Origin of the sequence: Segatella salivae F0493 (genome assembly GCF_000477535.1) — a bacterium.
Lineage (GTDB): Bacteria > Bacteroidota > Bacteroidia > Bacteroidales > Bacteroidaceae > Prevotella > Prevotella salivae.
On sequence record NZ_AWGW01000027.1, the window covers coordinates 89,703 to 110,158 of the forward strand.

Consider the following 20,456-nt stretch of genomic DNA (forward strand, 5'->3'; position numbering starts at 1 on the left):
TACTCCTACCACTTATGACTGTAGGACAAACGATTAAGTCGCCTAATGGCAAGATTGCCGTAACGTTTTCGCTATCAGCAAGCGGGCAACCTACTTACGAAATGACATTCAAGAACAGGCAGGTGGTGAAGCCTTCACACCTCGGTCTGGAGCTGGCGAAAGACAAACACGCCTCCAAAGGATTACAAGAGACAGACTTGATGGATGGTTTTAAGATTGCCGATACAAAGATCTCTACGTTTGATGAGACGTGGAAGCCGGTGTGGGGACAATATAAACAGATTAGAAACCATTACAATGAATTGGCTGTTTCGCTGCATCAAGCATCGTCAAATCGTACGATTATCATTCGCTTTCGCGTCTATGATGAGGGTATGGGCTTGCGTTATGAGTTCCCACAGCAGTCTTCTCTCAACTATTTTATCATCAAAGAAGAGCATACTCAGTTTGCTATGACTGGAGATCATAAGGCTTGGTGGCTACCAGGTGACTATGATACGCAAGAGCAAGAGACACAGGAAACGAAACTTTCTGAAATCCGTGAGCGCTTCAAAAAGGCTGTAAATTGGGATAATTCGTCTGTATCGGTGTTCTCACCAACGGGCGTTCAGACTTCTTTGCAGCTGAAAACGCAAGATGGACTCTATCTCAATATCCATGAAGCTGCCTGCGTCAACTATGCAACGATGCACTTAAATCTCGATGATAAGAATTTTATTTTCGAATCATGGCTTACTCCCGACGCCACAGGATTAAAGGGTTTTATGCAGACTCCGTGCTCAACGCCATGGCGAACTGTTATGGTTAGTGACGATGCTCGCGACATATTAGCATCTAATTTGATATTAAATCTCAATGAACCTTGTAAGCTTCAGGACACCAGTTGGATTCATCCTGTGAAGTATTGTGGCGTATGGTGGGAGATGATTGTAGGCAAAAGTAGTTGGAATTACACGGATGAGTTCCCATCAATAAAGCTTGATCAAATTGATTGGAGCAAGGCAAAACCGAATGGAAGGCATGCCGCGAACACAGAACACGTAAAAAAATACATTGACTTTGCAGCTGCTAACGGACTCCAACAGGTTCTCGTTGAAGGATGGAATGTAGGTTGGGAGGACTGGGCTAACCGCTGGAAAGACGATGTTTTCGATTTTGTTACTCCTTATCCTGACTTTGATATCAAGGCTTTGAATGACTATGCACACAGCAAAGGGGTTAAACTCATGATGCATCATGAAACATCTTCGAGCGTAGGTAACTACGAACGACATCTTAATGCAGCCTTCGATCTCATGCAAAAATATGGTTATGATGCTGTAAAGGGTGGCTATGTGGGAGACATTATCCCACGAGGTGATCACCATTTCTCACAGGAAATGAACAACCATTACCTTTACATTGTTAAAGAAGCTGCCAAGCGTCACATCATGGTTAATGCTCATGAAGCGACTCGTCCCACAGGACTTTGCCGCACTTATCCTAACCTTATAGGCAACGAAAGCGCTCGAGGCACAGAGTATGAAGCCTTTGGTGGCAGCAAGCCTGACCACACTGTAGTGCTTCCTTTCACTCGTCTTCAAGGGGGACCAATGGACTATACCCCCGGAATCTTAGAGACTCAACTGCACACTTGGAGTGAAAATACAAGCTATGTTCACACAACATTGGTAGGTCAATTGGCGCTTTATTTGGTCATGTGGGGCCCAATTCAGATGGCAGCCGACCTGCCAGAGAACTATCAAAAGTATGCCGATGCGTTCCAATTCATTAAAGATGTTGCCGTAGATTGGGACGATTCACGTTATCTTGAGGCTGAACCTGGCGATTATATCACTGTAGCGCGCAAGGCAAAGGGCACAGATAACTGGTTTGTTGGAGGTAAATGTGATGAGAACGGACATCGAAGTGTGGTGAAACTTGATTTCCTTGACAAAGGGAAAAAGTATGAATGTACGCTCTATGCCGATGCCCCTGGGGCTGATTATGAAAAGAATCCGAAGGCCTATCGCATCACAAAGCGCATCGTTAAGAAGGGAGATGTGCTGAAAATTGACGAAGCTCGTGGCGGAGGATTTGCCATGTCGCTTATTAGAAAATAAAGAATCACAATCAAACAACCAATTAAATCTATGAAGATTAAATTGTTTTGCACATTAGCATTGACTGCTGCTATGATACAAACAGCCCAAGCTCAGGAGGTTTTTAATGAGATGTCATATCGTCCTGAGCATACCATTTTCAAGTTGAATGCTTCAACTCGCCCTGTCGTTAGGCTGTATAACGATGGCTTAAAGGGTAAGGCTGTGAAGGAAGTAAAGATGAAACGTGCCGGAAAAGACCTTTGGACAGCTTGTGTAAAAGGTAATCTCGCGGGGAAGTTTTATACTTTTGACATTGGAAACGGAGAGACTCCAGGTGTCTTTGCAAAGGCCGTTGGCGTGAATGGAAACCGTGGTGCCATCATCAATTTACGCTCAACAGACCCTGATGGCTGGCAGAACGATCAACGTCCCGCATTAAATTCGGCGGCAAATCAAGTCATTTATGAGATGCATGTGCGTGATTTTACCCATGCTGCGCCAGGCATTTCTTATCCCGATAAGTTCTTAGGTGTGGGCGAGTCTGCCTCTGTTGACTATCTGAAACGCTTAGGTGTGACGGCTGTCCACTTGCTGCCCGTGTTTGATTTTGCTTCAGTTGACGAAACAAAGCTTACGAATTCGTCTTACAATTGGGGCTATGATCCAAAGAATTATAACGTGCCAGAAGGTAGTTATTCGACTGACCCCTATCGCCCAGAAGTGCGTATTCGTGAGTTCAAACAAATGGTTCAAGCACTTCATAAGGCTGGAATTCGCGTGATACTTGACGTGGTTTATAACCATACTTTCGATATAAAACACAGCAATTTCCAGTCTACTTATCCTGACTATTACTACAGAAAGAATCCTGATGGTACTTATTCCGATGGCTCGGGATGTGGAAATGAGACCGCCTCTGAACGTCCGTTGATGCGCGAGTTCATGCTTGAGAGTGTGAAATATTGGATAGATGAGTATCATATTGATGGCTTTCGCTTCGACTTAATGGGTGTGCACGATATCGAAACCATGAGGGAAATCCGTGCGGAGGTCAACAAAATAGATCCTACTATATATATATATGGTGAAGGATGGAGTGCAGGACATTGCGCTTATCCATCGGAAAAGTTGGCTGTAAAGGCTCATGTGGCACAGCTAAATGGTGCAGCTGCCTTTAGCGATGAACTGAGAGATGCCCTTCGGGGACCTTTCAGTGACGACAAGAAAGGTGCATTCCTTGCTGGCATTCCTGGTGAAGAAGAAAGCATAAAGTTTGGAATCGCGGGCGCAATTGCCCATCCTGGTGTGGCGTTGTCACGCGTTAATTATAGCAAAGCGCCTTGGGCTACACAGCCAACTGAAATGATTAGCTATGTAAGTTGCCATGATGATATGTGCTTGACAGACCGCCTTCGTGCTTCCATTCCAGGCATAAAGGAAGACGAAATCATTCGTCTTGACTTGCTTGCACAAACAGCTGTGTTCACATCGCAAGGCGTTCCATTTATTCTAAGCGGTGAAGAGATATTGCGAAATAAGCAAGGTGTGCACAACAGCTTTAACTCCCCGATAGACATCAACGCCCTGAATTGGGCACAACTCAAGGAATATCCGCAGGTGTTTGCCTATTACCAAGGGCTTATTCAGTTGCGAAAAGAGCATCCAGCATTCCGACTTGGCGATGCGGAACTGGTCAGAAAGCATTTAAGTTTCTTGCCTGTGAAGCCCTGTGTTGTAGGCTTTATGCTCACAAATCATGCTGGAGGAGACAACTGGAATAATATTGTTGTCATTCTGAATGGCAGTCGTGAGCCTCAGGATATAGACATTCCAGCAGGTAACTACACCGTTGTGGCCTGCGATGGTACAATAAATCAGCATGGATTGGGACACATGCAGGGAGGCAAAATCTCTGTGAATGCCCAGTCTGCCCTTATCCTCCACGATTAAAATTCCATGAAACATGAAGAAGATAATAATTAGTTTGGCTTTAATTCTGTCGTCAATGACAATGCAAGCAGCAACAAAGATTGATCATATTGAACCCGAAAACTGGTATGTGGGCATGAAAAACAGCTCGCTCCAACTGATGGTTTATGGAAAGAATATACGTGATTCGCATGTCAGTGTGGATTATCCCGGCGTGAAAATTGATTCACTTGTGCGTCTTGATTCACCCAATTATCTTTTTGTTTATTTGAATCTCAGTGGGGCAAAGCCAGGAAATATGGTGCTGAATATTGACGGAAAGAAAGTCAACTACCCCTTGAAAGCACGCACGATGAGTGGAGATAAGCGCATAGGATTTGACAACTCAGACGTACTTTATGTGCTCATGCCCGATCGTTTTGCTTCAGGTCGTAACATCACTAAACCTATGAAGGGCTTAAATCCTTATGTTGTCGACCGCTCAAAACCGAGCCTTCGCCATGGTGGAGACCTTGAAGGGGTGCGCCAACACTTAGACTATTTCAACCAATTGGGCGTCACAGCCCTGTGGTTTACGCCTATTTTGGAAAACGATGCGCCTGATATTAATGATTACAACAACTATCATGGCTATGATACCACAGACTATTATCGTGTTGATCCGCGTTTCGGTACGAACGAAGATTACGCTCGTCTTGTCGCCGAAGCACATGCTAAGGGGCTTAAAGTGGTGATGGATATGATATTTAATCATTGTGGTTATGACCATCCTTGGGTGAAAGATATGCCCTCTAAAGACTGGTTTAACACGCCCGAATGGATGAAAAAGGGAGATAGTTATTATCTACAAACAAGCTATAAGCTTACGCCTGTGCTCGACCCCTATGCCTCGGAAGTGGATAAAAGAGAGACCGTTGACGGTTGGTTTGTAAAGACCAAACCCGATTTGAACCAGCGAAATCCTCACGTTATGACTTATCTTATTCAGAATAGTGAATGGTGGATAGAGACCGTTGGCATTGATGGAATACGCATGGACACGTATCCTTATGCGGACAGAAAAGCCATGTCACAATGGATGAAGATACTAAACGAGGAGTATCCTAACTTTAATACTGTTGGAGAAACATGGGTTACAGAACCTGCTTACACGGCAGCTTGGCAGAAGGATTCAAAGCTTTCAAAGGTCAATAGCTATCTAAAAACGGTCATGGACTTTAGCTTTTATGATAAGATTAACTTGGCTAAACACGAAGAAACCGATGCTTGGTGGAAAGGATTAAACCGCATTTATAACAGCCTTTGTTATGACTATCTGTATGAAAACCCATCGAGTGTGATGGCTTTCATTGAAAATCACGACACAGATCGCTTCTTAGAGAATGGCAAAGACACGCTTGCGCTGAAACAAGCCTTGGCACTTTTACTCACCATTAACCGCATTCCACAGCTCTATTATGGTACGGAAGTGTTGATGAATGGCACAAAAGAGGTGACCGATGGCAATGTAAGATGCGACTTCCCCGGTGGTTTTGCGGGCGACAAACATAATGCTTTCACTGCCGAAGGACGTACAAAGGCTGAAAATGCTATGTTCAATTGGCTTAGTAAACTACTGAAATGGCGTCGCAATAACATGGTTATCACAAAGGGAAAACAAATTCAATTCATTCCTTATAAGGGTGTTTACGTGATAGCTCGGCAATGGAATGACCAAACTATTCTCACAATTTTGAATGGTACAAGCCAACCTGTCACCTTGCCTCTTGACCGCTATGCCGAAGTCATAGGCAATCATCAGGAAGCAAAAGACGTTATTTCTGGTCGAAAAGTAAAGCTTGGTAGCGAACTGCAACTAAAGGCTCGAGACACCAAAGTGATTGAATTATCTATGTAAGATGAAGGCAAAGGTGCCACAAAATGACGTAGATTAATCGATAATTTAGCGTTTACTGAGGTTGCAACGCTGTAAGCGTTGTACCTTTGATAGCTCAGGGTTGACAAGCGAAAGCAAAGTCTACTCTGGGTTATTTGCCATTAGTGACAACAACGCTGTAGGCGTTGTACTTTTTATTTATCGGTATTTTGTCGCAGCATTCCACGCAGAAAACGTACAACACCTACGGCGTTGACCTCCTTACTACATGCATAACCCAGGGTAGGCTGGTACCAACCCAGGGCTATCAAAGGTACAACGCCTTCAGCGTTGAACTATGATTGCGTAGCAAACTATAACTTTGTGAGCTACAAACTGCGTCATTTCATGCAATAATTTAAGTCATTTTACTCAATGATTTGCGTCATTTTGCTCGGTAAAATATGGCAAATTGCAATGACTTTTTATGTTGTTTCAGCTTGTTTTCTGCATTGAATTTTATAACTATTTGCTAATAAGCAAATTATAAATCCTTTAAAAAGAGACCCTATTCCGCCTGAACATATCTTGTGTTTCAAATCCGCTTGTTCTGTAAAACCTTCTGTAAACACCTTTTAAGCAAACAACTCTATTATTCCATTTCAAGGAAATGACACCCTTGTTTGTTTCGCCTCGTGTAGCCTTCTATTTCAGTTAAGCGCTGAAGTCCTTCATCTCTGCGTGTATTTTAGTCGGCTGTATGTACATGTTTGCACTTACCGCTATACTCAGTGAAGTCTACACGAATGATGTTTACGCGATGAAAGGACATCTTTGAGTATTTAGCGCCCAGCTCTTTGAAGTCAGGTGATAACTTGTCTACTAACTTTAAGAGCGCTGCCATGCGTTCTTCTGGGGAGAGATGGATATGTGCTACGCCCTTCAAGACTACGCTTTCATATTCTGTAGTGAACTTACCGGGGAGCAGTTTTACATCACCTACAATGCAGAAACTAACGTTTGGATTCTTTTCTAAGGCTTCAAGTTTATGCCCAACGGGGGCACAATGAATGAAGATAGAGTTCTTTCCGTCCCATACATAGTTTAATGGAACTCCATAAGCGGTTCCATCTTTGTCAACCATACTTAGCACACCATACTCTGATGTGCTTAATAATTCAATGGCACGTGCCTCATCCATCAGTCTGTCTTGACGACGAACGGTTTCATTTACATATCTCATGCGTTATCCTTTTAAAGCACTTGGCCTGTTGATGTTTGGCCAAAGTGCTGTGGTTTTCAGTTTGCTATATGAATCTTTTCTTCTCTTTTATCTCTTTCTTAGCGGCCATTCTGAACGTTTCATTATCCACAATGATAGAATGTTCGGTAAGATTCATGAGCACACTAATTGATATTGGTTGGTCAATTCCCTTTCTACTAAGTCTACAAGAGGCTTGATCTCCCTCCTTTGTCATGACATTCCATGAATCATAATTATACTTTGTATTCTTACATTCCACAGTTCCGTCGGCATTAAGTGTGATAGATCTCTTTCCATCATAAGTCATATATTCTCCTGCATTGGCTTTCATGCAAGCCGAATCAATGGCAACTTCTGGTGCTTCGGCAGTCGCCATAGTCTTCACTTTAGGTTGATTGTTGCAGGCAGCCAAACTGATTAATACCGTCATTGCAATGAGTGTGATACCTTTTTTCATACGTTTTGGGTTAAAGTTTATGCAACAAAAGTAGGAAAAGAACCTTAAGTTTCCAAATTTTTAATCCTTTTTCTGGTCGTCTTTTATTATTCCTTGAGCAATGAGGGCATTGCGAATACCATTATCATCCACGGAAGTTGTTACATAATCGGCCTCTTCTTTGACGTTCTCTCGACCATTACCCATGGCCACTCCTATGCCTGCTTGCTGGATAATGCTTAAGTCGTTACCTCCATCTCCGAAAGCCATTGTCTCACTAAGTCGCAGTCCTTCGTGTGCAGCCAATGCCAAAAGCCCTTGCCCTTTGTCTGCTTTGATGTTCGTAATATCCGTAAAATCATCACACCAGCGCCCTGAAGTACATTGTTTTATGCCACTCATGAGCTTCTCTTCTTGTGCAGATGAGATGAAAGGTGTTAGCTGAAGAATCGGTTGTTTCAGTACTTCTTCGATGGGTTTATGGTAGTCTATATTGGTAACTCCAAGTTTTTTGCAAAACACATCATCAACTATATCTTTGTAATTAAAGATAGCGATGTCTTTCGTTCCAACGACTACAACAGGCCGATCCCATTTCTTTGCAGCGTCAAGGATTTGACAAACATCCGTTTGGGGGATGTCGTGGCAGCATATTATCTCTCGTTTCCCATTCCTATCAACAAAGCAATACGCTCCATTTGTAGTGATATATCCGTCAATTAAGTGTTGAATCTGTCCCAGGTTCGTGATAATTGAGAGTGGGCGCCCTGTCGAAATATACACTTTTAAGCCTTGTTTCTTCACCTCTTCCAAGGCATTAACCGTTGACTCTGGTATCTCGTGGGTTCGAAAAGAAACTAATGTTCCGTCAATATCAAAGAATAACGCTTTTATCATATCAATCATTTTTGCTTACCACAAAGATAATAAAAATCTTCTGTTTCTTTGTCCTCATGAGGTCGAATTACTTATTTGCAATCGTGACATTGCCTGTTCGTTTCAGCACTCCCCATGATTGCAGCTCACCTTTAATGGCTTTTATATAGCTTTTGAAGATGACATAATACATCACCCAGCGATAGAAGAACCGCTGAGGGATAATCCACAGCAACACCCATAAAGGTTCTTTCTCTACAATATAGGCCATAATCGATACGCTACCATCTACAAGTAAGAACAGTAAATAATAGATAAAGATCTGCCATCCATTACCCATGAATAAGCCAAACAACATCATCAAGTCGGCAAGAGGAGAGAAAGTAGGAATAATATACTGGAAGATGAGCATGTTAGGCATAGCCCATAAGCCGAAGCCTTTATGCTTTTTACTGAACAAAGCAGCACGATGTTTCCAGAAGGTTTGCATCACTCCGAAAGTCCATCTCGTGCGTTGCTTGACGAATTGGCGTAGACTTTCGGGGGCTTCTGTCATCGCAATAGCTGCATTTTCGTTCTCAATGACATAATCTTTTTCAAGGATTCCCATTGTCAAGTCACAGTCTTCAGCCAAGGTATCAGTATTAAAGCCACCTGCATCTTCAATGGCTTTCTTTCTGAATGCACCGATAGCACCCGGTACAACGGTAATGGCATTGATGCTGGCATAAGCCATTCGGTCAAAGTTCTGACTCGTAGTATATTCTATAGCCTGCCAGCGTGTGAGCATGTTACGCTGATTTCCCACCTTTACATTCCCAGCAACAGCTCCTATTTTGCCCTCCGTGTCAGTCAGATAGTGCCTCATCAAGAGCGTAACGGCATTCTTTCGCAGTTGTGTGTCGGCATCAATACAAACCACATATTCGGCTGTTGTGTGTGCAATACCATAGTTTAGAGCCGAGGCTTTGCCTGCATTCTGCTTGGTGAGAATAACGATGTTGGGGTCATCGACAAAGGCTTCTTGCACCCGTTTCAATGTGTTGTCCTTACTACCATCGTCAACAAAAACAATGTCGAAGTTCGGATAGTCTTGCATTTTCAAGTTCTCCAGCGTTCTCACCACGTTTACTTCTTCGTTATATGCCGGCACAATGATAGACACTTTCGCAGCGTTTGTCTTATCAAGCAGAGGATAAGAGCGCCGTTTCTCACGTCGTTTCTCACGTATCATGAGAATATACATGAAGAGTAGTCTTGCAAATCCAAGAACCAAGAATACCAAGAAGAGCGCTGTTAAAAAGTCGCTTGCATGATAAATCAGTTCTGCCAACGACAGGTTAGCCTGCATTGCATAGTATGCTTTGTCTTTCGGTATGACGGGCATCAACTGCGAACGCGACATACCCAGATATTTTTCAAGCGAAATAAAATGGTAACCTTCACGCTGAAGTGTATTCAATATGCGTGGCAGTGCTGTGAGTGTAGGTTGCCGAGTCGAACCTCCTGCATCGTGCAACAGAATGATATGCCCATCACCGCGATGCACTCCGTCAATCACTCTCTTATAGATTTGGTCGGCAGTAACGCCAACTTCCCAGTCGTTTGGGTCGATAGATTCTCCCACAAAGATATAGTTTCTGCGACTTGCCAATATCATTGGCTCAATTTCTTCACGCTCAGTAGGGTCGCTATCCGCATTATATGGTGCACGAAACAGCACAGTGCTCTGGCCCGTTATGCTCTCAATGAGCATGCGAGTGAGTTTCAATTCGGCATAAGTGCGGCGTTCTGAGTTCTCCGCTACATTGTGGTGGGTGAAGGTATGATTACCAATCGTGTGGCCATCATCAAAGACTTGTTTCACAACGGGTAGGTTTTTCTCTATCTGTAAGCCTACCATGAAGAAGGCAGCAGGCACATGATACTGCTTAAGGATACGCAAAACAGTCGGTGTCCACCTACTATCTGGCCCGTCATCAAACGTGATAACAAGTTCTTTTTTGCCTGCTTTCCCAAGCTTATCTACCGTGTAAGTAGAAGGTATTTTCACATAATGTTCCTCGGCGATGAGTTGCTCATCTTTGTCCAAAGCAATACTAATCTTTCCCGGATGAGGCTCAGATGCCACGCTGAGTACCTCGCCGTCACCGACATAATTGACGTCTTCCGTACCAGGAAGTTGCATCATCTTCTGCAACTTAAATGATGAAACACTTTCCCACGACATATCTTTGCCATAGAAATTCCACAGGCGATTGTCTTCTGTTCCCAATCTCCACACGGAGTAACCGGCCAGATGATATTCTGCGCCGAAACGCATGGTGTTAAACATTGTGGCTGCATCAGTGGAATAAATACGATGAAGTAGGCCGGTGTTTTCATCCTGATAGGCCATATCAATGTTATAGGTGTTGTCGTCAAAGTGTACCTTTGCCCCCGCATCTAAAGCCGTTGCCATCAACTGATTGAATGAAATGCTCTCGCAATCATCCTTTCCTGACCAGTCATATCCATATGCCGCCATGGCTAAAACTATCTTGTTATTGGGGATAGAATGGGCCGCCCAGTCTGTTGCTTTCTCTATCCATTGCTGCGAACTCACAGGACCTGGCGTGCTCGTTGAGTTGTGTTCATCGTATGCCATGAGGAATAAGTAGTCGCAATATTTTGCTAATGCCACGACATCATAGTCCTCATTAAAGGGTTCAATGTCTTCTGTGAGGTAGAGATTATGCGCATGACAGGCAGTCGAAAGTTCCTTAACTAAGTCTGTTAAGAGTTGATTGTCGTTGATATTTAACTCCTCAAAGTCGATGTTTACACCCGAAAAGTGATACCGTTTGCATAGTGTGATGACATCGTTTATCAGCTGTTTGCGTTTCATGGGGTTGCGCATGATGCGCCCAATTGCCTCTGGTCGGAAGCTACCTTTAACGTTATTGGTCAGCATGGGCATAATAGGCACTCCCGATTTCCGCATGAGTTGCAACGCCTTTACATTGATTCTCGACTCTACTCTGTCGGTTTTCATGTTGATAAAGAACCATTCTGGAATAATCATATTCAGGTGTTTAAGGTTCTTTTTCAATGATCTGTATGAGCGATTATCCCAATTCACATACCACGCGGCACGCACTCCAAGGCGTGGGTTGTTCCACTCGGCAATATATTTTGCTGTTAGTGCGTTGCCCTTTCCTATGAAACGATGTTTGTTAATGGTAGCCGTTGCATAGTTGTTATGCATCTTTTTTTCCGCAAAGATGTCGCGAAAGGTCTTATAAGTACGTGCTGTTTTATTGTCTTTCAGAAAGACATTGTCAGCCGAAACAACGTTACGATAGTCGTGCTTGAAAGGCACATTTGGACTCCCTTCGAGGGCAAACATTGTGACGAAAACGCCAACCAACAATATCAAAATGGTCAGAATAAAGCGGAATGACCATCTAAACCTGTTCCAACGCTTGCGAGAACTGGTCTGAAAAACTTGTTTATTCATCTGAATCAACCTTTTGTTTATGCAATGCAAAATTACGAACTTTATCGTTTCGTTATTATTTTCAATGTATAATTTATGATAAAATGCAATCCCGAATGAGCCATGTCAATTCGTCATGTGTTGCAAACTGAAAGATAAGTTGTGTTGAAAGGGGATTGGAAATAGGCTGCATCGTAAACAGCCTAACCTGATTGTGGCAGCGAATCTCTATTCATTCAGCATACTTATGGGCTAAAAGATATAAAACATCAGCACAGAAAGCCAATGTCATTTGCGTCAAATCATCGCGTGTTTTGCGTCAAATCATCGTGTGAAAAGGGTCTAATGGCAAGCTCTTTTGCCTCAAATCATTTTGCTGTTTTTTATGATTTTGTCTTCTATTTCGCATGAGTTGTCACTCTTCTTGCTTTGCATTTGTGTCATTGGAAAGGCTCTTTTTGGGCGCTTCTCCAAACCTTTTGGTGTAACAACGCGTGAAATATTTGGGGTCATTGAAGCCTACTTTGTAGGCAATCTCTGTGATGTTGCGGTCATGAGGATTGCCCATGAGGATTTTCTTCGCTACATCTAAACGATAGTTGCGTAGGAATTGACTTGTCGAACAACCTGTTTCAGCATGAATATTTCGGCTAACGAGATTGCGATTCATGCCCAATTGGTCGGCCAGTTCCATCACTCCAAAGGCTGAATTGTTATAATGTGTCTCTACAATAGCCATTACGCGGTCCATGAAAGGCTGTTGTTTTGCCTGCATTTCCGTTTGATCGGTCAGGTAACAACGCTGTTTGCTCTGGGTCATCTTCTTCTGCACATGGAGTATTCCCTCAATTCTTTGCTGCAATTCTGACGGAGCTTCACTCTCATTGAGTGCCTCTTCAATCGGTTTCATGAGTCGTTCTGCCTCACGACGCCGCACCACTTTTACGCGCTGTTGATAGAGATAGCGCCCCATGAGCAGCAAAGCGATGAGTGAAAGCAGGCAAAACCACCAGGTTTTCCAAAAGCGTGGGCTCACCACTACATGCACTGTGGCCGTCAAGTTATTGTTGTCATCGGTTGCCGAGACGCATCTCACTTGAAATTCATAGTCTCCCGGTGGCAAGTTTGTATAGCGCATACTATGTTCTCCGGGTTTCAACTGAATCCAATCATGTTCAAATCCTTTCATGCGGCAGCTGTAAACACACTGCTCTTCGTTGCTAAAGTTGAGAGAAGAAAACTCAAACGTGATGGATTTATCAGCCTCGCTGATGTGTATTTCCTTGGCTTGGTGGATGTCTTCACAAAGATATTGTGAGTCGGCGCCCACTTCTTCATTGTTGATAAGCAGTCGAGTGAAACGCAAACGACCGCGGAAAAGCTTTGTCGGTTGATGGTAAAGCAGTGCTGTTAAGCCTTTATCGCTGCCGAAATATAAGGTTCCGTTGGTAGCCTTTATGGCTGAATTCCAATAGAATTGCGAGGAAAGCAGACCATCGTTTGTCGTGTAATTGGTGAATGTTTCGCGGCGAGGATTGAAATGAGACAAGCCATTTTCGGTCGTAATCCATAACATTCCTTGAGCATCTTCAACGATACCTCTCACGGCATTATGTGCCAAACCATCGCGTTGAGTGTAGGCCTTGAAGTGCTGATTTCCGTGTTTATCGACGATTCTTTTATAGAGACCATACCCATTACTGCCCAACCATAGTGTGCCATCTCGCCCTTGGCAGAAGGCACATAGCTTGTCGATAACTCCACTTTTGGGTGCATCTAACTTGTAAGTCATGTGCTGGCAACGGAATATCCGTGGGTTCTTATGGTTTGATTTCAAGTCGATTTTGATAACACCAGTTCCACATCCCATCCAAAGGAAACCTTCTTTATCGATTGTTGCGCCTATAGCACCACGAATATTACGGCAGTTTTTGAAGGGTTCGAATAGTTGATGACGTCGTAAATCGAAGGCAAAGACACCATCATTTGTACCAATCCACATCAATTGATTACGTTGATCCATGCACAAGGCGCCTATAAACTGCGTGAGGCGGGCATAGACTTCGGGAAGTTTTAACCGCTGAATGGTGGCATGGGTGCGTAGGTTGATGAGGTTAAGTCCGCCGCCCCATGTGCCAATCCATAGGTTCTGATGGTCATCTGCGGCAAGCGTTGATACAGCGTTATGGCTTAATGACGAGTTGGCGGTCGTGAAATGGGTGAAGGTTTTCGCCTCTTTTGCCTTGCGATTCAAGCCTCCTTCTACTGTTCCTACCCACAACGTGCCGTCAGGTTCGGCATACATCGCATTGACAGCATTGGCAGATAGACTCGTCGGCTCGGTTGAATGAGCGAAATTTTCGAGTTGAAGTGGGCGCGGATTTAACTTGATGATGCCTCCCGTTTCTGTGCCAATCCAGATTGAACCATGGTCAACGGCGATGCAATTCACGAAATTGCTGCTCAAAGGATGATGCTTGCTGTCGGTAGTCCACATGGAGAAGTCGTCGCTTTTAGGCTGATAGAAGTTCACACCGCCTAAGGTTCCGACAATCAATTGGTTGTTGGGAGACAAGGCAAGTGATGATACATAATCGTGTGAAAGCGTGTGAATGGCATTGGAATGTCGATAGGTTTGCAGGGTGTTTGAAGAGACATCATAACGTAAAAGACCTTGCCATGTGCCTATCCAAATATGGTTTTGGTGGCGTAATAAGGAGGTAATGAAGGTGTTATGAAGCTTAGAAAGTGGTGCGCCGAGACTGCATTTCACTAATTTATTGCCTGAAACCACGAGGCGACAAAGCCCTCCATCAATGGCAGCCCATAGGCTTCCGTCGTGGTTAATGTCGGCTATCGTGATGTCGGGAGTATTCCCTTGGTAAGCAATTTGGCGAATTTGGTGCACATTTCCCATTTGATCAAAGCTAAGATGGGTTATCATCGACCGCCCAACAAGCCATATTGCACCCTTGTAATCACAATAGACTTTCACGGAGAGTTGACGCAGAAGGTGTCGCAGTTTGTCGTTCGTGCTCTTTGGAACAATGGTCTTCATGGTCTTTAAGTCAATCACTTCGGTGTATTCATCGAAACAAACCCAGAGCCGATGAAAGCGATCTTCGGTAATGTTATGACACGTATTGCTGTGTGTTGTCATGTCACTTTTGCCTGTGCCGAAGTAGCGATAAGCATATCCATCATAACGAACAAGGCCACCACTATGGGTTGCTATCCACATGAATCCATAACTATCGGTGTAGAGATCATCAACAAAATTGCTCGGAAGTCCATTCATCATGTTCAGATAAGTGACGTTGTTTTGCATGACAAGTGCAGGTTGAGCAATCGTCGAAAGGCTGAAAAGGCAAGATAAGGTAAGTAGAATCAGGTGTTTCATGCAAAGGTTTTTAATGTTCAGTGGTAAGGTTTGGTTACATGATTTCAATGGCAAAGGTAATGAAAAGCGTGCAAAACATTATCTTTTACTTACCACTTCTTTCAGTTGTCCCTCTTTAGTTCGTACAGTGAACGTGTAAACTTGTCCGTCAACGAAAGGGTAGTGGAGGAATTCTTCAAAGCTATTGATGGGCTTACTATTAATGGAAAGCACGATATCTCCTTGTCGCATACCTGCTTTGTAGATGTCACTTTGCTCGAAGATGAGGCCCACACAAGCTCGTCCTTTGTTAGGAACGAAGGCTATACGGAAGGGCTTATTGCCCACCTCTACGCTGTCGTTGTCGGCAAAAGGCCTAAAGGTTAATGTGCGACGGAAGGGATTTATCGTTATCGTTCCATAGTTGAGCAGTTGTGCTCCGATTCTACTTGAGCCTTGAGTGGTAACAGAGTGGATGTTGGTTAGGGCGAATCGGTCCCATTTTAAGCGGTCAAGATGTAGGAAAGCCACCTCGTCTTGCAGTTCAATGCCATGTACTCCAATGGCTAACTGACCGCGTGTGCGACCCTCAACCTGGCTTTCTACATTCTTACTTTTATAGGCGTGGCGGTCGAAACTCTGTTTGTTCATCGTGTAGAGTGGGCGAGAACCTGTGTCGAAAAGCACCTCGTCGACATGACGAATGAATGGACTCACGAGCACGTAAGGCACAAACCATTTGAGTTTATAGCGCAGGTCATAGCCCGGTTCGTTGTCGAAGGCATGACGATTGTCGGTTAAAATGAGTGTCTTTTTCTGTGTATCTATCTTCGCGCAGATGCCTTTTTGGAAGAGATCAAAGCCAATGATGGCATCATAATGGCTTTTGGCGATAGGTTTCGGCATGATAGCAGCGACATAATCAGTAATGGTGAGGCGCCCCAACTGAAAGGAAGGGAGGGTCACAACCTTCATTGTGTCAAGATGATCGTTGGCATCTCGCGAGACAATATTCCCCAAATCGCGGTTCCAATTGAGTCGCGAACCTTGGAAAATCATGCCTTGACTTGAGCCCGTGTCAAGGTTAATGCGTAGCCGATGGCCCTGCATTGTGATGGGAATGTATAGTTGATTGTCTTCAAATTCAAGAGGAATCGTGTCGCAGAAATGGGCTGGTGAGAGCATGAAGTTCGTGTGATAGCCTTGTGAGAACATGGGGAGTACACTCGTTAGCGCCATGAACAAGAGGCAGAGGCGTAGATAGATTTCGTTCCGTTTCATTCGATTCGTTTTGTGCAAAGATAGTAGTTTTTTAGAGAAAACATTTGGATTGAAAGTCATTAAATGCATATTGCCAAACGAAATGCGTCAGTTGGTGGCAGAATATGCCGCAGATGGATGGCTGATTCCTATGGAATGGCATGCGGAAGGCTGTGTAAGAATGAATCGGGTATTAATGAAATGAAAGGCCTAAGCTTTGAAAAGAAACAGGATTTCAAAAATAATCCAAAGCTTAGGTCTTTCGTTTGATGCGCGGTGATGAGGTTTAATACACAAAGATTTTATAGTCTTTCAGTGCTCCCGGACTTCCTTTCTCAGTGCGAGAGAGGACTTGTAGACCCGTGAGTGTGCGCACTTCACCGAGATCTATGACGAGCAAATGGGGGAAAGAGTTACCTTCTTGTGTCTTCCAATACGTTGTTTCCTGTTGATCAAAAGCCTTATCTCCCGTGTGATTACCGTCTTCTTCCTCACTATCCGCATATTTTACAGACCACGAATCGCGTGAGATGCGGTCGCCTTCAGCATTGAGCGCATAGAGTTCGGCTATGGCAACGTAATCATTTGTGCCATGAACGTTCTTACATTCTATGGCGATATAGCGGCCTTTGGCAGGGCGATTGAATTCTATAGTTTGGCAAAGATCTGTGGCAAGAAGGGCTCCTTGGGCTACTGGTTGAGCCGAATTGAGGTCTGGGCGGTCGCCCGGATTGTTGTGCTTATTGGTCTTTTCCAACTGCAGTTTATTCAGTTCAGGTTGGTCTTGTCCCCAAATCACGGGCGCTTTCGGGCCGACAATGTCCATGACGATGATTTCATTGCGTCCTTTCTTCAGCCAGCAGCCGGGGAGATAGAGCGTCTGTTGAGGCCCGATACGCCAGAAACGACCGAGCGCATGCCCATTGACATAGACCTGACCCTTGCCCCATTGTTCAAGATTTAGGAACGTGTCGCCCACCTTTTTCAGGTTGAAGTAACCGCGATAATAGCCGATAGACGGCGAGGAAAAGTTGATAGGACTGAAGCAACGATAGGTTTCATCCAGCTTGTCGAAGGCATGTTGTGCCGTTTTATGGCTGTCGAAAATCGGTGCAATCACCCAATTTTTGAGATGATAACTCACATCATGGCTATTAATCTCTGTGTCGATGGTCACACTTTCGGTAATTCCCTTAAAGTCTTTCACGGCCCGTCCGAAGTTAATGCGCCCCATCGCTTCGATAAGAATGGTTAGGGTTGCCCCTTGCTTCACAGGTGGAAGTTTGATGCTTTTTTCGTTCTTCGTGCGGTCTATCGTGCCGATGAATTTGTTATTAATAAAGATTTGCGCATAGTCGTGTGCTTCGTTGAGAGACAACCGGCTTGACTTTTCAATTTGAGGAAGTTTGGTTTCGTAGAACATTGCACCCCAACCAAGATTCATTTCCTCAAAACTCTTGATGTCATGGCTCGTTGTTGGCATACTCATCCCTAAGGTGAGCGGACTGAATTCAGTAAGTGTCATCTTCGGAATCGTGATGATTGGCGCTGCGGGTTTAGGCACATCGGGCAGCCGTTTGCCTCCGTTGTACTTCTGCATTGTCTTGCGCAGTTCCCAAAACTTAGGCGTAGCATGGCCATATTCATTGATAGGTGCATCGTAATCATACGACGTTACGTCGGGCGCAAAGCCCGGACTATTGGCTCCAGCCCAATGACCGAAGGAGGTTCCTCCATGAGTCATGTAGAGCGAAAAGGAGATATTCTTGCTCAACATCTCATTAATGCCTTCCACCATAGCCTTTGCCGGTCGCGTTTCATGACGTGCTCCCCACTTGTCAAACCAGCCACTCCAGAACTCAGAACACATCAATGGCGTCTCAGGTCGAAGCTGTTTGAGACGCTTAAACTGTGCATCGATATTCGAACCCGTACCGAAATTCATGGTCCAAAGCAAGTCGTTGAGTCCGTTGTTCTCGAAGTTGCTGGCCCAATCGCATTGAAACAGCGTTACTTTGTCGAAGCCCGAAGCCTTCACGATGTCGCGAATTTGGCTCACATATTTCTTGTTGATGCCGTAGGAACCATATTCGTTCTCCACTTGCACCATGATGATTGGTCCACCGTTTTGTATGGTCAGCGGGGCCAATTGGCGTCCCACTTCAGTCTCGAAAGCTTTTACACGCGCCATGAAATAGGGGTCGTCCTCGCGCAACCGGATATCTTTCTTTTTCAAAAGCCACCAGGGAAGTCCTCCCATTTCCCATTCTGCACACACGTAAGGGCCTGGACGCACGATGACATACATGCCGTTTTTCTGCGCCAATCGGCAGAAAGCAGCCACGTCATTGTTGCCTGTGAAGTCATATTTACCCTCTTGCTGTTCATGGATGTTCCAGAAAACATAAAGGCAAATGGTGTTCATGCCGAGTGCTTTGCACATCTTGATGCGCTGATCCCAATAGGGACGTGGAATGCGAGGATAGTGAAGTTCGGCAGCTTTGACCACAAAGGGCTGGCCATTCAGCAAAAAAGTGTTTTTGCCGGTGGTGAAATCACCCCCGCTAGCCTGTGATGTGAGTGTGGAAAGGCAGAACAACAGTGTTGCAATAATCGTTTTAAGATAAAACTTTCTGTTCATGTCTATGGTGTGATGAATGTTGTTATGGATTGCGGTTCGAGAGTACTTTTCTTCTGTCAGTCCTTCAGCGAATAGGTTACGGTGGTCACCACTCTAACCTTCTTGATGTAAGGCGTGTTTGAATCGCGGTCTTCAATGCTGAATTGGCCTTGGTCTGCACTCACAATTTTATTGAGTTTTGAGTGGCTGTTCTTGGCAAACTGCTGGGCAGTCGTTTCCGCGTTGGCGATAGCTTCTTGCATCATGCGAGGCTTCATGGCCTTGAACGAAACATAGTCGTAGTCGATGAAGTCTTCGTTGTCGTCTGCAACGATGGCGATGCCTTGTTTAAGCAGCTCACCTTGACGGGCAATAATGCTTCTCACCAGGTCTACTTTGTGCGAAGTAACCGTGATGATGAGCGTTGCATAATAGCGATATTCTCTTTCGTTTGAAGAATACTGCTCGGCTTTTACATCAACCACCTTTGGTGGGTTTATACTGATTTCGTTGGGTTGAATGCCGCTTTTGATTAAGAATTGCTTAATCTTTTGTTGCTTCACGGCGATGCGGTCGTAGAGTTCAAGCAGGTTGTTGCCCTGTTCTTTCGACACGATGGGCCACGTCACTTTGTCTGCAGCGACCTCGCGTTCGGCCAATCCTTTCACACTCACCTGTCGGTCTTTGTTAGCATAATCGTCGATACCGCCTTTGATGAAAAGGCCCAAAGCCATCAAGCCTATGGCGAGAATGGCAGCTGAAATGATTCTTGTTTTCATGCGATGGTTATTTTTATGGATTGCGTTCTTGGTTTCAAAGATTTATGATTCGTATGTTATAACAACGTTCAAACGGCTCTTTTAGTATTTGATGAATTGAGATTTAAGTATAAAAAACAAATCCGCATAAAAAAGGGTGCAGCACTGTTATCGCAACAGCGCTGCACCACCACTTTAGACTTAGGAGTATTTATGACGATACCTATTGTATAACTACGCCACTGCGCAGGTTTTCGTCGCAATAAGAGTTAATTTATGAATGCGGCTTTGCGCATTTCCCTAAGCTCGATAATTTTATGGTTGGTTTTTATGTTTAATCCCAAAGTTGGGCTGTTCGGTTGTTCCGCCGCCGGCTTTCGGCTTCTCATTCGCCTTCGGCTTCTTCTCCTCCACGAGGTACAGCGTTCCATCCTTATTCACGCCCACCCAAATGGTTTTGGGCTTGCCCTCGGCTGTGGTTTTGCCTGTTATGGCCAATTCATATTTACGCTTGGCT

The 20,456-nt window shown here is 44.4% G+C and carries 11 protein-coding genes and 1 pseudogene; 3 read left to right on the forward strand and 9 right to left on the reverse strand.

Features of this window, described 5'->3' with window-relative positions; translation table 11 throughout:
* The first annotated feature begins 14 nt into the window (after positions 1–14).
* Genes HMPREF9145_RS09775 through HMPREF9145_RS09785 form a run of 3 tightly spaced genes read left to right on the forward strand, consistent with a single transcriptional unit; the run spans position 15 to position 5,910 of the window.
* Positions 15–2,102 (forward strand): glycoside hydrolase family 97 protein, encoded by a 2,088-nt coding sequence (locus HMPREF9145_RS09775; protein ID WP_394357111.1) that lies wholly within the window; start codon positions 15–17, stop codon positions 2,100–2,102.
* A gap of 30 nt (positions 2,103–2,132) precedes the next feature.
* Positions 2,133–4,034 (forward strand): type I pullulanase, encoded by a 1,902-nt coding sequence (gene pulA / locus HMPREF9145_RS09780; protein ID WP_021826185.1) that lies wholly within the window; start codon positions 2,133–2,135, stop codon positions 4,032–4,034.
* 13 nt (positions 4,035–4,047) lie between these two features.
* Positions 4,048–5,910: an alpha-amylase family glycosyl hydrolase gene (locus tag HMPREF9145_RS09785; RefSeq protein WP_021826213.1), complete on the forward strand. Its 1,863-nt coding sequence runs from the start codon at positions 4,048–4,050 to the stop codon at positions 5,908–5,910.
* Between the two features lie 706 nt (positions 5,911–6,616).
* Here HMPREF9145_RS09785 and HMPREF9145_RS09790 read toward each other — a convergent pair.
* The 9 genes and pseudogenes from HMPREF9145_RS09790 to HMPREF9145_RS13795 form a co-directional block, all read right to left on the reverse strand.
* Complete coding sequence (locus tag HMPREF9145_RS09790; protein WP_021826217.1) at positions 6,617–7,111, reverse strand: pyridoxamine 5'-phosphate oxidase family protein; 495 nt, start codon at positions 7,109–7,111, stop codon at positions 6,617–6,619.
* A 64-nt stretch (positions 7,112–7,175) separates the two neighbouring features.
* A complete protein-coding gene (locus HMPREF9145_RS09795) occupies positions 7,176–7,589 on the reverse strand; it encodes a hypothetical protein (protein WP_021826139.1) in 414 nt (137 codons plus the stop codon).
* Between the two features lie 60 nt (positions 7,590–7,649).
* Positions 7,650–8,465, reverse strand: a complete 816-nt coding sequence (locus tag HMPREF9145_RS09800) for a Cof-type HAD-IIB family hydrolase (RefSeq protein WP_036907330.1) — start codon at positions 8,463–8,465, stop codon at positions 7,650–7,652.
* A gap of 67 nt (positions 8,466–8,532) precedes the next feature.
* Positions 8,533–11,943: a glycosyltransferase gene (locus HMPREF9145_RS09805; RefSeq protein WP_036907314.1), complete on the reverse strand. Its 3,411-nt coding sequence runs from the start codon at positions 11,941–11,943 to the stop codon at positions 8,533–8,535.
* A gap of 394 nt (positions 11,944–12,337) precedes the next feature.
* The gene (locus tag HMPREF9145_RS09810) at positions 12,338–15,322 is read right to left on the reverse strand and encodes a two-component regulator propeller domain-containing protein (protein WP_021826211.1); all 2,985 of its coding nucleotides are present in this window, start codon (positions 15,320–15,322) and stop codon (positions 12,338–12,340) included.
* 78 nt (positions 15,323–15,400) lie between these two features.
* Positions 15,401–16,582 carry an aspartyl protease gene (locus HMPREF9145_RS09815; protein ID WP_021826140.1) on the reverse strand — a complete coding sequence of 394 codons (1,182 nt, stop codon included), beginning with the start codon at positions 16,580–16,582 and terminating at the stop codon, positions 15,401–15,403.
* A gap of 265 nt (positions 16,583–16,847) precedes the next feature.
* The gene (locus HMPREF9145_RS09825; RefSeq protein WP_021826184.1) at positions 16,848–19,202 is read right to left on the reverse strand and encodes a beta-galactosidase; all 2,355 of its coding nucleotides are present in this window, start codon (positions 19,200–19,202) and stop codon (positions 16,848–16,850) included.
* A 56-nt stretch (positions 19,203–19,258) separates the two neighbouring features.
* Positions 19,259–19,960, reverse strand: a complete 702-nt coding sequence (locus HMPREF9145_RS09830; protein ID WP_021826180.1) for an SIMPL domain-containing protein — start codon at positions 19,958–19,960, stop codon at positions 19,259–19,261.
* 294 nt (positions 19,961–20,254) lie between these two features.
* Positions 20,255–20,456: pseudogene (locus tag HMPREF9145_RS13795) on the reverse strand (DUF6261 family protein); the annotation flags it as partial.

What these genes read in the sequence shown, in the direction of transcription:
- HMPREF9145_RS09775 (WP_394357111.1), top strand. Translation starts at nt 15, where the DNA reads ATGACTGTAGGACAAACGATTAAGTCGCCTAATGGCAAGATTGCCGTA.
- pulA (WP_021826185.1), top strand. Translation starts at nt 2,133, where the DNA reads ATGAAGATTAAATTGTTTTGCACATTAGCATTGACTGCTGCTATGATA.
- HMPREF9145_RS09785 (WP_021826213.1), top strand. Translation starts at nt 4,048, where the DNA reads ATGAAGAAGATAATAATTAGTTTGGCTTTAATTCTGTCGTCAATGACA.
- HMPREF9145_RS09790 (WP_021826217.1), bottom strand. Translation starts at nt 7,111, where the DNA reads ATGAGATATGTAAATGAAACCGTTCGTCGTCAAGACAGACTGATGGAT.
- HMPREF9145_RS09795 (WP_021826139.1), bottom strand. Translation starts at nt 7,589, where the DNA reads ATGAAAAAAGGTATCACACTCATTGCAATGACGGTATTAATCAGTTTG.
- HMPREF9145_RS09800 (WP_036907330.1), bottom strand. Translation starts at nt 8,465, where the DNA reads ATGATAAAAGCGTTATTCTTTGATATTGACGGAACATTAGTTTCTTTT.
- HMPREF9145_RS09805 (WP_036907314.1), bottom strand. Translation starts at nt 11,943, where the DNA reads ATGAATAAACAAGTTTTTCAGACCAGTTCTCGCAAGCGTTGGAACAGG.
- HMPREF9145_RS09810 (WP_021826211.1), bottom strand. Translation starts at nt 15,322, where the DNA reads ATGAAACACCTGATTCTACTTACCTTATCTTGCCTTTTCAGCCTTTCG.
- HMPREF9145_RS09815 (WP_021826140.1), bottom strand. Translation starts at nt 16,582, where the DNA reads ATGAAACGGAACGAAATCTATCTACGCCTCTGCCTCTTGTTCATGGCG.
- HMPREF9145_RS09825 (WP_021826184.1), bottom strand. Translation starts at nt 19,202, where the DNA reads ATGAACAGAAAGTTTTATCTTAAAACGATTATTGCAACACTGTTGTTC.
- HMPREF9145_RS09830 (WP_021826180.1), bottom strand. Translation starts at nt 19,960, where the DNA reads ATGAAAACAAGAATCATTTCAGCTGCCATTCTCGCCATAGGCTTGATG.